Here is a 14104-nt window from a genome sequence, read left to right on the forward strand (position 1 = left end):
GACCGGGGGGCAGGCGGAGCTGATGCGGGCGGCGGCGGGCCCGGCCGCGGAGGCCGGGGCCGGGGAGCTGGTGGAGGAGGCCCTGCGGCTGAGGGAGGGGCTGTCCACCGGCGTGGAGGAACGTTTCCTGTTGCACGGCGACTTCCGGCAGGGCGCGGTGCTCGCCTCCGACGCCGAACGGTCCCCCTGGCTCGCCGTCGGCCCCGAGCCCGTGGTCGGGGAACGCGCCTACGACCTGGCCCGGCTGGTGCGCGACCGGCTGCACGACCTGGTCGCCTCGTCCGGCGCGGCCGCGGTCACCAGGCGCAGGGTGAACCGGCTGGCCGACTCCGTCGACGTGGACCCCGAGCGCCTGCGCGCCTGGGCGCTGTTCAGGGCCGTGGAGTCAGGGCTGCGCAACCTCGCCGCCGGCCGCCGCGCGGACGGCGAGATGCTCCTCGAATTCGCCGCCTGGCTCTAGCCGCGCGGGTCGCCCGGTCAGGCGGGCGATCGCCGAGTCGATGTCCAGCTCCTCGCGGGTGCCGGTGCGGCGGTCCTTCAGTTCCACGCGGCCCGCCGCGGCGCCGCGGCCCACGACGAGGATCGTGGGGACGCCGATCAGGTCCGCGTCGGCGAACTTCACGCCGGGCGAGGCCTCGGCCCGGTCGTCCACCAGCACCCCGAGGCCGGCCGCTCCGAGGCGTTCGGCGATGTCCCGGGCCAGCTCCGTCTGCACCGCCCTGCCCGCGGCCACGATGTGCACGTCGGCGGGCGCCACCTCCCGCGGCCAGCACAGGCCGCGTTCGTCGGCGGTCTGCTCGGCCAGCGCCGCGACCGCCCGGGAGATCCCGATGCCGTAGGAGCCCATGGTGACGCGGACGGGCTTGCCCTCCCGGCCGAGCACGTCGACCCGGAAGATGTCCGTGAACCGGCGGCCGAGCCGGAAGATGTGGCCGATCTCGATGGCGCGGTCGAGGCACAGTCCCTCGCCGCACGAGGGACAGGGGTCGCCGGGCTCGACCACCGCGACGTCCAGGTACCGGTCCACCTCGAAGTCCCGGCCGCACACGACGTTCCTGGCGTGCCGGTCCCGCTCGTTGGCGCCGGTGATCCAGGCGGTGCCGGGGGCCACCCGCGGGTCGGCCAGATAGCGGAACGCCGTGCCCGCCCTGCCCTGCGGGCCGATGTAGCCGCGCACGAGGTCGGGCCGCCCGGCGAAGTCCTCCGCGGTGACGACCTCCACGGAGGCCGGGGCCAGGTGTTCGGCGAGCTTGCCGAGGTCCACCTCCCGGTCGCCGGGCACGCCCACGGCGGTGATCTCGCCGTCGACCCTGACCAGCAGGTTCTTCAGGGTGGCGGAGGGGGCCACGCCCAGCCGCGCGGCCAGCGCGTCGATCGTGGGGGTGTCCGGGGTGTCCAGGACCTCGGCGGGCGGGTGCGCGAGCCCTGGGCCCCGCGGCTCCACGGGCACGGTGACCGCCTCCGTGTTGGCCGCGTAGCCGCACGCGGGGCAGTGCGCGAACGTGTCCTCACCGGCCGCCGCGGGGGCGAGGAACTCCTCGGAGGCCGAGCCGCCCATCGCCCCGGAGACGGCGGAGACGATCCGGTGGTCGAGGCCCAGGCGCTCGAAGATCCGGATGTACGCCTCGCGGTGGAGCCGGTAGGCGGCGGCCAGGCCCTCCTCGTCCGTGTCGAAGGAGTAGGAGTCCTTCATCTGGAACTCCCGCCCGCGCAGGACGCCCGAGCGCGGCCGGGCCTCGTCCCGGTACTTCGTCTGGACCTGGTAGAGGATGAGGGGAAGGTCCCGGTACGAGGTGCACTGGTCCTTGACCAGCTGCGTGAAGATCTCCTCGTGTGTCGGGCCGAGGAGGTAGTCGCCGCCCTTGCGGTCCTTCAGGCGGAAGAGCAGCTCGCCGTACTCGCCGTGGCGGCCCGAGACGTCGAACGGCTCCCGGGGCAGCAGCGCGGGCAGCAGGACCTCCTGGCCGCCGATGGCGTCCATCTCCTCCCGGACGACGCGGGCCACGTTGTCCAGCACCCGCTTCCCCAGCGGGAGCCAGCTGAAGATCCCGGCGGCGGCGCGGCGCACATAGCCGGCCCGCAGCAGGAGCCGGTGGCTGCTGGTCTCCGCGTCGGCCGGGGCCTCGCGCAGCGTGGTGAACAGGGAGGAGGAGAGGTACTGGACTCGGGCCGTCATGGCGCACGAGGCTAGCGGCGCCGCGACGCGTTCCGCCACGCGATAAGGGCGCCGCCGGGCGCCAGGGCGGGGGAGGCGGCGGTCAGCGGTGCAGCGGGAGCGGCGCGCCCATCACGGCGTAGGGGCAGGGCGCGGAGGGGAACAGCACCCGGCGGGCCAGGTCGCGGTAGCCGAGTTTGTGGTAGAGCGCGCGGGCCGGGCTGTCGGTGTCGATGGCGGAGAGGATCGAGCGTGCCTCGGTGGCGCCGTCGGTGAGCGCGGTGATGAGCCGGCGGCCTATCCCCTGGTGCTGGTAGGCGGGCAGCACGTGCAACTCGGTGATGGCGAAGGACTCGTCCAGCCACTCGTCGTTCCCGGCCCTGCGCAGATAGGGCTCGACGACGGTGGACCACCACTGCGCGCGGTCGTTGGGCATCCCGTAGACGAAGCCGACGAGCCGTCCGGCGCTGGTGGCGCCGAGGGCGCGGGCGCCGGGGCTGGCGAGGTGGCGCAGGACGATGTGGCGGCGCACGCTGATCTCCTCGGGGCTGAGCCCGAACGCCGCCGCCTGGACGGCCAGCGCCTCGTCCACCCAGGCCCCCAGGTCGATCGGCGCGATGACGATGTCCCGTGCGTCAGGGGCGGCCCCACCGGCGGATGGTGTCATGCGGGGAGGCTAACGCGCCGGGCTGGGGAAGTCGCGCCGGAGGTCACGAATGGCCGGGAACGATCAGAACAGCACGCTCATCAGCGTGCCCGCCCGGGCGAAACCGAGACGGCGGTAGACGGCGAGGGCCGGTGCGTTGAAGTCGTTGACGTACAGACTGACGACGGGCGCCGTCTCGCCGAGGGCGTGGGCCAGCACGGTGGCGAGGCCCGCGGTCGCCAGGCCCTCGCCCCGGCGGTCGGGGGCGGTCCAGACGCCCTGGAGCTGGCAGATGTCCGGGGTGACGGCGCCGATCTCCGCCTTGAACACCACCCGGCCGTTCTCCACGCGGGCGAAGCAGCGGCCGGTGCCCAGGGTCTCGGCCACGCGCGACTGGTAGGCGAGGCCCCTGTCGTTCGCGTCGAGCGGGGAGATGCCCACCTCCTCGGTGAACATGGCGACGGCGGCGGGGAAGACCAGGTCCATCTCGCTCTTGAGCAGCCGCCGCACCGACGGGTCGGGCGTGACGCCGGTGGGCAGGGCGGAGGTGGCCAGCAGCGGCTGGCGGGGGCGGAGCTGGCGCGCGGGGCCCCAGTGCGGTTCGAGCCGCGCCCACAGGCGCGCGGTCGGGCCCGCGGGGCCGACGATCGAGGAGCAGCGGCGGCCCTGGCGCAGCGCCCGGTCGGTGAAGGCGCGCACGGCCGCGGGGCCGGCGCGGATGGGCACCAGGTTGGCGCCGGCGTAGCAGAGGGAGGTGAGCCGCCCCTGGCGGTAGTAACCCCACATCTCGCCGCCCAGATAGGGGGCTTCGAGCCCGGACTCCAGCACGCGGGCGGTGACGAAGGCGTTGGCCACCGGGTCCTCGTCGAGCACCGCGAGGACGTCACTGAGCTCGTCGGAGCCCAGGACCCGAGTGGTGGGTGTGGTCAGCACGGGGCGGGACCTTGGTGTTCGGGGACGTGGGTCGGCGGGGGCGCCTCGCACGATACCGGGGGGCGGGCCGCCCGGCCGGGCGCCGGGGGGTTCCTCCCCCGGCGCCCGTGGTGTGTGTGTCAGCTGACGGTGACCTGGGGTTCGCCCGAGGCGGCGCCGTCCTGTTCCATTTGTTCGGCGATCTTCATGGCTTCGTCGATGAGGGTTTCGACGATTTTGGATTCGGGGACGGTTTTGACGACTTTGCCCTTGACGAAGATCTGGCCTTTGCCGTTGCCGGAGGCGACGCCGAGGTCGGCTTCGCGGGCTTCGCCGGGGCCGTTGACGACGCAGCCCATGACGGCGACGCGGAGGGGGACGTCCATGCCGGTGAGTCCGGCGGTGACTTCTTCGGCGAGGGTGTAGACGTCGACCTGGGCGCGGCCGCAGGAGGGGCAGGAGACGATTTCCAGGCCGCGTTCGCGCAGGCCGAGGGATTCGAGGATCTGGTTGCCGACCTTGATCTCCTCGACGGGGGGTGCGGAGAGGGAGACGCGGATGGTGTCGCCGATGCCTTCGCTGAGGAGGGCGCCGAAGGCGGCGGCGGATTTGATGGTTCCCTGGAAGGCGGGTCCGGCTTCGGTGACGCCGAGGTGGAGGGGGTAGTCGCAGCGTGCGGCGAGCTGGCGGTAGGCGTTGACCATGACGACGGGGTCGTTGTGCTTGACGGAGATCTTGATGTCGGTGAAGCCGTGCTCCTCGAAGAGGGAGCATTCCCACAGGGCGGATTCGACGAGGGCTTCGGGGGTGGCCTTGCCGTATTTGGCGAGGAGGCGTTTGTCGAGGGAGCCTGCGTTGACGCCGATGCGGATGGGGGTGCCGGACTGGGAGGCGGCGGCGGCGATTTCGGCGACTTTGTCGTCGAATTGTTTGATGTTGCCGGGGTTGACGCGGACGGCGGCGCAGCCGGCGTCGATGGCGGCGAAGACGTATTTGGGCTGGAAGTGGATGTCGGCGATGACGGGGATGCCGGATTTGCGGGCGATGGTGGGCAGGGCGTCGGCGTCGTCCTGGGTGGGGACGGCGACGCGGACGATCTGGCAGCCGGTGGCGGTCAGTTCCGCGATCTGTTGCAGGGTGGCGCCGATGTCCGAGGTGCGTGTGGTCGTCATCGACTGCACGGAGACCGGTGCGTCCCCGCCTACGGCGACGGATCCGACCTGGATCTGACGGCTGGCACGACGCTCGGCCAGCTTGATCGGGACGGACGGGATTCCGAGCGAAACGGTGGTCATGAGACCTCCTTCACGAGAGGCGGGGCCGCGGCCAGCGGGGCGTTGCCCCAGGCGGTCGCCGCCAGTTCCTTGTTGACGAGCTCGACGAGGTGGTGCTGGGTCAGCCCGGCCTCGGTGAGCACCTGATCCCGGCTGCCGTGCGCGAAGAAACGCTGCGGCAGCCCGCAGACGCGTATCGGCGTGCGCACCCCGGCCTCCTGCATGGCGAGGGTGAGGGCCGCGCCGGCGCCGCCGACGCGGCCGTTGTCCTCGACGGTGACGACGAGCCGGTGCTCGCCCGCGAGTTCGACGAGGCCCGGGTTGACCGGTTTGATCCACTGCGGGTCGACCACCGTGCAGTCGACGCCGTGCCGGGACAGTTCGGCGGCCACCGCCACGCACAGGTGGGCCATCGCGCCCACCGAGACGAGCAGCACGCCGTTGTGGGCCGCGCCCCCGGCCAGCACGTCCATGCCGTGCACCGAGTCCACGGCGGCCACGTCCTGTGGCGCCGCCCCCTTCGGGAAGCGCACCACCGTGGGCCCGTCGTCGACCGTGAGGGCCTCGCGGAACTGCCCGCGCAGCCGGGTGCCGTCCCGGGGCGCCGCGATCCGCAGACCGGGCACCACCTGGAGGACCGACAGGTCCCACATCCCGTTGTGCGAGGCCCCGTCGTCGCCGGTGACGCCCGAGCGGTCGAGGACGAACGTGACGCCGCAACGGTGCAGCGCCACATCGAGGAGCACCTGGTCGAAGGCGCGGTTGAGGAAGGTGGCGTAGACGGCGACCACGGGGTGCAGGCCGCCCAGCGCCAGGCCGGCCGCCGAGGTGACGGCGTGCTGCTCGGCGATGCCGACGTCGAACACCCGGTCAGGGTGCGCCTCGGCGAACGGCCGCAGCCCGACCGGGTGCAGCATCGAGGCGGTGATGCCCACCACGTCGTCGCGCTCGGCGCCGGCCTTGAGCATCTCCTCGGCGAACACCGAGGTCCACGACGGGCCCCCGGGCCCCGCGGGCCGGTCCCCGGCGGGCGCGGCGCCGACGGCGTGCAGCCGGTCGGCGGTGTGCTCCTCGGCGGGGGCGTAGCCCTTGCCCTTGCTGGTGATGCAGTGCACGATGACCGGCCCGCGGAACGACTTGGCGTGGCGCAGCGCCGTCTCCACGGCCGCGATGTTGTGCCCGTCGATGGGCCCGATGTACTTCAGGCCCAGATCCTCGAAGAGGCCCTGCGGCGCCACCACGTCCTTCAGGCCCTTCTTGGCGCCGTGCAACGTGTCCAGCAGCGGGTTGCCGATCAGCGGCGTCTGGCGCAGCGTCTCCTTGCCCCAGGACAGGAAGCGCTCGTAGCCCCGGGTGCTGCGCAGGGTGGTCAGGTGGTCGGCGATGCCGCCCCGGGTCGGCGCGTAGGAGCGGCCGTTGTCGTTGACGAGGATGACCAGCGGCAGTTCCTTGTCCACCGCGATGTTGTTCAGCGCCTCCCAGCACATGCCGCCGGTGAGCGCGCCGTCGCCGACGACGGCGACCACGTGCCGGTCGGTCTGCCCGCGCAGGCGGTGGGCGCGGGCCAGCCCGTCGGCGTAGGACAGCGCGGTGGAGGCGTGGGAGTTCTCGATGATGTCGTGCTCGGACTCGGCCTGCGACGGGTAGCCGGACAGGCCGTCCCGGCGCCGCAGCGCGGTGAAGTCCTTGCGCCCCGTCAGCAGCTTGTGGACATACGACTGGTGCCCGGTGTCCCACAGCAGCCGGTCGCGGGGCGACTCGAACACGCGGTGCAGCGCGATGGTCAGCTCCACCACGCCGAGGTTGGGCCCGAGGTGGCCGCCGGTGCGGGTGACCTCGGTCACCAGGAAGCCGCGGATCTCCTCGGCCAGGGACGTGAGTTCGGCCGGGCTGAACCGCCGCAGGTCGGCGGGGCCGTCGACCGAGTCCAGCAGGGGTGTGCGGTCCGCGTCGGGTGGTCGGTCGTCAGCGGAGTGCATGATGAGCCTCCAGGGGTTGGTGCGGGTCGGCCGCGGTCGGGCGCCGCGGCGGGGCCACGCGGCGCGCCATGACCGCGGCGGCGGCAGCGGCCCTGCGCTCAGGGCTGTCTCATGCCCTCCTCTGCCCTCCTTCCGGTGCCCGGCATGGCGAAGCGGACGTCGTCCCGCGGGGTGGCCGGGGCCGTGGACCGGGTCATGCCCTCGCGCTCCTCATGGCGCGGTGGCGGTCCAGCGCCCGGTCCACCAGGGCACCGGACGCGCCCAGGTAGCCCGCGGGGTCGAGCAGGTCGTCCAGGGCGGTGCCGCTCAGCGCGCGCGCCGCCTCGGGGGCCGCGTCCAGGGCCTCGGCCAGGGGCGTCCCCGCCGTGTCCCCGCCTCGGGTGAGGTTGGCCAGGAACGCCTTGGCGGCCTGCTTCCCCATCAGCGGGGCGAGCACCGCGTTGACGCGTTCGGCCACGATGGCGCCGCCGGTGAGCGCCAGGTTGGCGCGCATCCGGTCGGGGAAGACCTCCAGGCCGCCGGCGAGTTCGGCCGCCGTGGCGGCGGCGCCGGCCGTGGTGCGCAGGATCTCGCGCAACGGCTGCCACTCGGCGTGCCAGCCCCCGGCCGCGCGCTCGTCCTCCGCGAGCAGCGCCTGGTGGAGCATCAGCGCGTGCGCGGGGGCCTGCCGGGCGGCCGACACCAGGAGGGTGGCCAGCACCGGGTTGCGCTTCTGCGGCATGGCGGAGGAGATGCCCCGGCCCTCGGCGGCCGGCTCGGCCAGCTCGCCGACCTCGGTCCTGGACATCAGCTGCACGTCCAGCGCCAGCTTGCCGAGGGCGCCGGTGACGAACGCCGACACGGCGCCGATGTCGGCCAGCGGCGTGCGCAGCACGTGCCAGGGCAGGCCGGGCTCGGCCAGGCCGAGTTCCGCGGCGAACGCGGCCAGCAGCCGCGGACCGTGCTCCTCCGGCGCGGGCACGCCGGCCAGGGCCGCGTACTCCTGGTAGGAGGCGAGGGTGCCGGCCGCGCCGCCGAGCTGGGCCGGCAGGCCGTCGTGGCGCAGCCGCCCCACCCGTTCCCGCGCGTCGAGGACGAGGCCGAGCCAGCCGGCGGCCTTGAGGCCGAAGGTGATCGGCACGGCGTGCTGCGCGAGCGTGCGCCCGGCCATGGGCGTGTCGCGGTGGCGCGCGGCGAGGCCGGCCAGCGCCTCCGCGGTGGCGGCCAGGTCCGCGTCGACGCCGGCGAGGACGCGGTCGGCGAGGAGCATCGCCGCCGAGTCGAGGATGTCCTGGCTGGTGCAGCCGCGGTGGACGTACTCGGCCGCCTCCGGGCTGAGTTCCCGCACCCGGGCGGTGAACAGGCGGACCAGCTCCACCACCGGGTTGGCGGCGCCGCGGGCCGCGACCGCCAGCGCGGCCAGGTCGATGCCGGGGGCCTTGGCGGCCTGGGCGATCGGCTCGACGGCCGACTCGGGGACGACGCCGAGGTGGGCCTGGGCGCGGGCCAGGGCCACCTCGGCCTCGATCATCGCGGCCAGCCACGCCTCGTCGCCCACCAGGGCCGCCCCCCGGCCACCGGCCCACACCGGGGCCAGCAGGCCGGTGTCGCGCGGCGGCTCCTGCGGGGAGGGCGCGTTGATGCCGTGGGCGTCGCTCGTCATGGACGCCCCTCCTCGTGTCCGTGGGCCGCCGGTGATCCGTGCGCCGGCGCGTGTCCGGGCGAGCCCGCCGGTCCGTGCGCCGGACCGGATCCGTGCGCCGGAACGGATCCGGGCGCCGGACCGGATCCGGGCGCCGGACCGGATCCGGGCGCCGGCGGAGCGTCGTCGGCCACGCGCAGGGCCGCCGCGGCCACGGCGTCCGCGTCGCCCAGCGTCACCGAGTCCACGCCGGGCCGCGCCCCGGCCGCGGTGGCCCAGTGCACGGCCTCCGTGGGCACGCCGAACGCGAAACGCCGCGCGTGCGGCCGGTCGTGCGCGTCGAGCAGCCGGTACGGGCGGTCGGTGACCGCGAGGGCGCCCGTGCGGTACTCGCCGCCGTCCCCGGCGCCGGGGATGTGGTAGGCGCGGCACTGGCCCGTGGCGCGCAGGTGGCGCAGCAGCGGGTCCGAGGCGCGCCCGAGGTCCACGGTCGGCAGCCTGGCCTCGACGAGCGCGGTCACCCGCCGCCCGGTGCCGGCGACGGCGTCCGCGCCGACCCGGAACGTGCCGCGCTCCCGGTCGGCCCGTGCCCACATCCCCGGGCCGAGAAGCCGCAGCACCCCCGCCTCGACCAGCGCGATCAGCTCCGCTATCCGTTGCGCGGGCGGGCCGATGGACAGGAACGCGTTGAACGGCGTGTACCAGGATTCGAGTTCCCGGCGGTAGGACTCGCCGGTCAGCCCGCCGTGGTCCACCAGCAGCCGCACCTCGTTGCGGATGTCCCGCAGCACGTCGAGGGCGGCCTTCAGCGGGCTGCCGACGTTGCCCGCCTTGGCCTCCCGGTAGTCGTTGCGCAGGTAGTCGAGCAGCCACCGCTCGAACGCGCCGGGGCTGGCGAACGTGCGCCGCCCGTGGGGCGCGGACAGCGCGTCCCAGTCCCACGCCTCGGCCGGGTCGACGCCGAAGTCGGCCAGGACCTTCTGGCGGTCGGCGGCGTCGGAGGTGGCCAGGTAGCGGGTCGAGAAGGCGTCACCGTCCTGCCCGCGGCCCGCCAGCAGCGAGCGGTAGTAGACGCACTCCACCTCCAGGGAGATCAGCGGCCAGATGTCCGTGCGGAAGGTGAGGGGCCTGCCCTCGGCGTTCCGCGCGCGCAGCCGCTCCACGGTGGCCGGGGACAGCACCACCGGGTGGTGCCGTCCGAAGGCGCCCTTCTGGTTCTCGCCCCGGGCGTGGTAGGGCACGCCGCGCCGCGAACCGGCGTACAGCTGCGGCTCCTCGCCCGAGGGCAGGTACCGGAGATGACCGTCGCCCTTGGGCACGAACCGGCCGCCCCGGCCGCTGGTGAGCAGGGCCAGGTGGTCGAAGAAGTTCAGGCCGAGCCCGCGCAGCGCCACCCCCTGGCCCGGCGCGAGGGCGGACAGGTCCGCCTCGGCCGGGTTCCCCGGCGGCAGGTAGTACAGGCCGTTCTCCGCCGCGAACGCGGACAGTTCGCTCTCCTCCGCGGTGAGGCCCACGTTCACATGGCCCTGGGTGAGCACCACGGCCGAGAGCGAGGTCAGGCGGGTGCCGTCGGCGAGCGTGACGGTCTGGGTGCCGTCCGCCGCGTCGTCCAGCGCGACCGCGAGCGTCGGATGGCGCGAGACGGTCACCCCGGGCGGCGCGTCATCGCACAGCCGGCGCAGCATGTCCCGCAGGTAGTGGCCGTAGAAGGCCCGGGTGGGGTAGGTGTTCTCGCCCATCGCCCTGGCCTCGGCCAGGACGTCCTTGGGGTAGGCCCTCCGGCGGCCCGTGGCCACCGAACGAGCCCACTCGTGCAGGCTGGGGCCGGGCCGGACCGGGCCCTCGCAGGCGACGCTGTCGTCGGTGAAGACGGTCACCTGCGAGGCGATGGTGTTCATGAGCAGATGGGGGCTCTGCCCGACGGACCACACCCGGCTGCCCCGGTCCAGCCAGGGATCGACGACGTGGAGGGTGAGGCGGGGCCGGTCGGCGAGCGAGGCGTGGGCGAGCAGCCGCTCGATGACGCAGATCCCGCGCGGCCCGGCGCCGACGACGCAGAGCCCCATCGGCTCGGCCGGGGAGCCCGGCTCGGGTATGACGCCGCGTCCCATCAGAACCCGCTGGTCTGTTGCGTCACACCGCCGGGGTTCGGCGGTGTGGACCCCACGCGCGCCGGTGCCGCCGCGCTCCGCCCGCCGTCGGGTCGTGCGGTGTCGGGTCGTGCGGTATCGGCCCACAGTTCAGTCTTCACGCTCTTGCTCCCTCGTGTTTCGGCGCTTCCGCCGGTCGCTCCGCGGGACCCGGCCGCGCGGCCGGGCGGTGGGTCTGAACAGGTGCGGTCGTGCGCGCCGGGCCGGGGTGTGACGGCGCGCAGAGGGGAGGCCGCCGCCGCGGCCTCCCCTCCGTTCGATGCCTCGCCTCGCCGGTGGTCCCGGTGGCCCCGGCTGCCCCGGTGGCCCCGGTCGTCACCCCGGCGGGTGGGCGGTCATGTCCACTGCCCGGTGCCGATGCCGCGCTTCTCGCCGAAGAGCATCTCCCTGAGCTCGACGCGCCTGACCTTCCAGGTCGCCGTGCGGGGCAGGTCCTCCCAGGGCACCAGCAGCGGTTCGGCGAGGTCCGGCAGTCCCCGGGTCGCGCGTTCCCACTCCGCCGGGTCCAGCGTGTTGTCGCGCATGCACAGCACCGGGACCGGCGGTCCCTCCGGCATGCTCAGCACGACGACCTCGGCGGCGCGGTCCAGCCGGTCGAGCAGCGTGCTCTCCAGCGTGATGCAGCTCATGCCCGGCACCATGTCGACCTCGCGGTCGACCAGCCGCACCCGCCCGAAGCCGAGCCGCTGCCCCACGTCGCCGGTGTTCCACCAGGCGCCGTCGACCTTCGCCTCGTGGCGGTCGTCCTCGCCGACATAGGCGAGGCAGCGGGTCTTGGACTTCACCATGAGGATGCCGCTCTTGCCGCGCGGGCAGTCCTTCCCGGTCTCCGCGTCCACCACCCGCACCCGCGCCAGCGTGGGCCAGCCGACGTTGGTGGCGCCCTCCCGGCCGGTGCCGACGCCCCGCACGGTCCTGCGGGTGAAGACGTTCGCCGAGATGCCCGCCACCTCGGACTGCCACAGCCCCCACACCCACACGGGGAACCGGGTGCCGGAGGCGGCGAGGAAGCGGCGGACGGTCCGCGGGTGCAACGCGTCGAAGGTGCTGATGAATCGGCGCACCCGGGCGAACAACTCCGGTCTGGTGTCGACGAGTTGTTCCCAGAGCTGGAAGACGTTGGGCAGCGCCTCCAGCGAGGTCGGCCGCTGGGCCGCGAGCACCCGCTCCACCGAGCCGAGGGACGGGTCGGACATCACCACCACGCGCCGGGGCGCGAGCGAGAACTGCGAACGTGTCCAGGACAGTCCGCGCATGTGGGCGAACGAGATGGCGCTGGCGACGATGTCCTCGCGGCCGGACGTCAGCAGCGGCAGCCGGGTGGACTCCATGCGGTACGGCAGCGCGCCGAGCGCGGTGTACGCCGAGTGCATCACCAGCTTCGGGACGCCGGTCGTGCCCGAGGTGTGGGTGACGATCATCGGGGCGTCATCGGACCGCACCCGCACCGGCGCACGCGCCCCCCCGCGCAGCGTGTCGAGGCGCAACGCGTCCGGCGGCAGGCCGGTTTCGGGCTCGCCGAGCGCGATGATCGGCACTCCGGGCTCGACGATCTCCACTCCGGCGGCCCTCGCCCGGTCCAGCACGCCGGCGCCGGCCACCACCACGTCGGCGGCGGCGCGTTCGATCATGGTGCGGATGGTCTCGACGGACCGGATCGGGGCCATCACGAACGGCAGCGCGCCGATCCTGGCGGCGGCCGCGGCGATGATGACCATGTCCCAGTGGTTTTCCTTGACGATCACCACGCGCTCGTTGAAACGCAGGCCCGCCTCGTACAGCCAGTCGGAGACCTCGGTCACCAGGCCCGCCAGCGTTTCGGCGTCGAAGCGGGTGCCGGCCTCGGGCGCGATGTCGAACGGCCGGTCGAGGTGCACGACCGTCTGCCGCCGCTTCTGGGCGTGCCAGTCGAAGACGAGACCGATGTGGGCCGGGGGACGGGATCGCAGGGCCATGTGAGGTAATCCCTGTCTGTCGATGGCGAGTTGCTTCACAGCCGGGTGCCGGGCACGGCCCTGGACACACGTCAGGCGCGGAGGCCGAGGGGCCTCCGCGCCTGACGCGAGGTGTTCGTCGGTGGAGAAGGATGGGCGATCGCACGCAGAAGGGGAGTTCGCCGGAAGAGGGGGGAAGTGACCGCTGCCCTCGAACCGTTGCTCTTCCTGGGCAAGGCGAACGTGCCAAAAGCGTGACAGGTGTGGCGGGGGAACGTCCAACCTCGACGGCGGTGATCTGCGTCACATCAGCGCCGACGGCGCTGGTCCGCGCCAACGGCGTGGTGCCCCGCGGTCCGGAGGGGGAACGGACACGGGCGGCCACTCGTCCTGGGGAGCGACGGACGAGCGGGCGCGCGAGCGCGGCGAGGAGGAGCCATGGCACTGGTCCGCAAGGGAGCACGGCGCATCGTCGTCGACGGAACGGCCTACCGCTGGCGGCTGCGACGCAAGCCGAGCTACTGCCAGGCCCTGTCCTGGACGCCGTGCACGTTCGCGGTGGAAGACGCGGACACCCCCGGGACGACGCTGGTGGTGACCACGGACCAGCCGCATCCGGGCAACTGGGTCGGGCGCGAGGCCAAGCCGGTGCTGCCGTCCGACGTGGCGCGGGCCATCCAGCGCGCCCTTCGCGAGGGCTGGATCCCCACGACACCCGGCCCCCCGTTCCGCCTCGACCGATCCGCCGGCTTCACCCCCTCACCCTGACCGGGCAACGGGGACACCGCCCCGCACCGAGCAGCGGGAACGCGCGGCTCGCGCCATCGATGACGCCAAGACGCCGCAGAACGCGGGGCGTTGGACGGGCGCCGTGCGCCACCGCATGGCCGAGGCCGGAGAACACCGCCGCGCCTCGCCCTGGTCCCGCTCCACGACGACGCCGACTCCCGCGTTGTCGCACGGCACGCGCCGGACTTCGAGGAGCACGGCGTCTTCGGAAGCCCTGACGGCAGAAGCGGGCGACGCCGACGACGGCCCGCACCCGGCGACGCTGGGCTGTCCGGCGCCGGATACGCGCACCTTCCCGCGCCGTTGCGCGTTCCCCGCGCCCCGCGCGCCCCGCGCGCCCCGCGCGCCAGTTCCGCGCCCCGCGCCCCGCGCGCCCGTGCCGCGCGGCGGCGCCCGCCGAAGTGCGCTCCTCGCCATGCGTGACGCCGCGCCACCGGCCCCCCACGGGTGTACTCCCCGAGGAGTAACGCCCGTCCCGCACCGCCGCCCGGAGTACCGCCGAGTTCGCTCCGGCGGCCGAGGAATCCGCCGTTGCCCCAGGGGAGCGTGGAATCACCATTCGAGGAAGACGACAAAGGAGCCCCGCATGGGAGCCGCGACCGTCGAGACCGGGCCGAGCCGCCAGCCACCCCCGCCCGAACGCC

General features: G+C 74.1%; 10 protein-coding genes. 2 read left to right on the top strand and 8 right to left on the bottom strand.

Translation table 11 applies throughout. The features are described 5' to 3' along the window. Positions 1 to 460, top strand: a 460-nt coding sequence (locus tag ADY01_RS22170; RefSeq protein WP_049576508.1) for an aminoglycoside phosphotransferase family protein, incomplete at its 5' end; no start/stop codon positions are given. Here the strand turns inward: ADY01_RS22170 and ADY01_RS22175 are convergent. The 8 genes from ADY01_RS22175 to ADY01_RS22210 form a co-directional block, all read right to left on the bottom strand. Then, positions 386 to 2176 carry a proline--tRNA ligase gene (locus ADY01_RS22175; protein WP_078900503.1) on the bottom strand — a complete coding sequence of 597 codons (1791 nt, stop codon included), beginning with the start codon at positions 2174 to 2176 and terminating at the stop codon, positions 386 to 388. The genes ADY01_RS22170 and ADY01_RS22175 overlap by 75 nt on opposite strands. A gap of 82 nt (positions 2177 to 2258) precedes the next feature. After that, positions 2259 to 2822, bottom strand: a complete 564-nt coding sequence (locus ADY01_RS22180; RefSeq protein ID WP_049576510.1) for a GNAT family N-acetyltransferase — start codon at positions 2820 to 2822, stop codon at positions 2259 to 2261. 63 nt (positions 2823 to 2885) lie between these two features. After that, positions 2886 to 3734: a GNAT family N-acetyltransferase gene (locus ADY01_RS22185; protein ID WP_049576513.1), complete on the bottom strand. Its 849-nt coding sequence runs from the start codon at positions 3732 to 3734 to the stop codon at positions 2886 to 2888. A gap of 119 nt (positions 3735 to 3853) precedes the next feature. After that, a complete protein-coding gene (ispG, locus tag ADY01_RS22190; protein WP_049576516.1) occupies positions 3854 to 5008 on the bottom strand; it encodes a flavodoxin-dependent (E)-4-hydroxy-3-methylbut-2-enyl-diphosphate synthase in 1155 nt (384 codons plus the stop codon). Next, positions 5005 to 6966 (bottom strand): 1-deoxy-D-xylulose-5-phosphate synthase, encoded by a 1962-nt coding sequence (dxs, locus tag ADY01_RS22195; protein WP_049576519.1) that lies wholly within the window; start codon positions 6964 to 6966, stop codon positions 5005 to 5007. Before dxs ends, ispG begins: the two co-directional genes overlap by 4 nt. A 193-nt stretch (positions 6967 to 7159) precedes the next feature. Then, positions 7160 to 8608 (bottom strand): class-II fumarase/aspartase family protein, encoded by a 1449-nt coding sequence (locus ADY01_RS22200; RefSeq protein ID WP_049576521.1) that lies wholly within the window; start codon positions 8606 to 8608, stop codon positions 7160 to 7162. Then, positions 8605 to 10698, bottom strand: coding sequence for an FAD/NAD(P)-binding protein (locus ADY01_RS22205; RefSeq protein ID WP_063784309.1), 2094 nt, complete (start codon positions 10696 to 10698; stop codon positions 8605 to 8607). Before ADY01_RS22205 ends, ADY01_RS22200 begins: the two co-directional genes overlap by 4 nt. 374 nt (positions 10699 to 11072) lie before the next feature. Continuing rightward, positions 11073 to 12692 (bottom strand): AMP-binding protein, encoded by a 1620-nt coding sequence (locus tag ADY01_RS22210; RefSeq protein ID WP_049576524.1) that lies wholly within the window; start codon positions 12690 to 12692, stop codon positions 11073 to 11075. Between the two features lie 417 nt (positions 12693 to 13109). On the opposite strand from ADY01_RS22210, the gene ADY01_RS22215 reads away from it, so the two are divergent. Further along, positions 13110 to 13439 carry a hypothetical protein gene (locus ADY01_RS22215; protein ID WP_049576527.1) on the top strand — a complete coding sequence of 110 codons (330 nt, stop codon included), beginning with the start codon at positions 13110 to 13112 and terminating at the stop codon, positions 13437 to 13439. Positions 13440 to 14104 lie beyond the last annotated feature (665 nt).

The sequence above is a fragment of the Streptomyces sp. SBT349 genome (genome assembly GCF_001083795.1).
Taxonomy (GTDB): domain Bacteria; phylum Actinomycetota; class Actinomycetes; order Streptomycetales; family Streptomycetaceae; genus Streptomyces.

Bases quoted from the DNA above. Each gene is read 5' to 3' on its own strand.
- ADY01_RS22175 (WP_078900503.1), bottom strand. From the start codon at position 2,176: ATGACGGCCCGAGTCCAGTACCTCTCCTCCTCCCTGTTCACCACGCTG.
- ADY01_RS22180 (WP_049576510.1), bottom strand. From the start codon at position 2,822: ATGACACCATCCGCCGGTGGGGCCGCCCCTGACGCACGGGACATCGTC.
- ispG (WP_049576516.1), bottom strand. From the start codon at position 5,008: ATGACCACCGTTTCGCTCGGAATCCCGTCCGTCCCGATCAAGCTGGCC.
- dxs (WP_049576519.1), bottom strand. From the start codon at position 6,966: ATGCACTCCGCTGACGACCGACCACCCGACGCGGACCGCACACCCCTG.
- ADY01_RS22200 (WP_049576521.1), bottom strand. From the start codon at position 8,608: ATGACGAGCGACGCCCACGGCATCAACGCGCCCTCCCCGCAGGAGCCG.
- ADY01_RS22205 (WP_063784309.1), bottom strand. From the start codon at position 10,698: ATGGGACGCGGCGTCATACCCGAGCCGGGCTCCCCGGCCGAGCCGATG.
- ADY01_RS22210 (WP_049576524.1), bottom strand. From the start codon at position 12,692: ATGGCCCTGCGATCCCGTCCCCCGGCCCACATCGGTCTCGTCTTCGAC.
- ADY01_RS22215 (WP_049576527.1), top strand. From the start codon at position 13,110: ATGGCACTGGTCCGCAAGGGAGCACGGCGCATCGTCGTCGACGGAACG.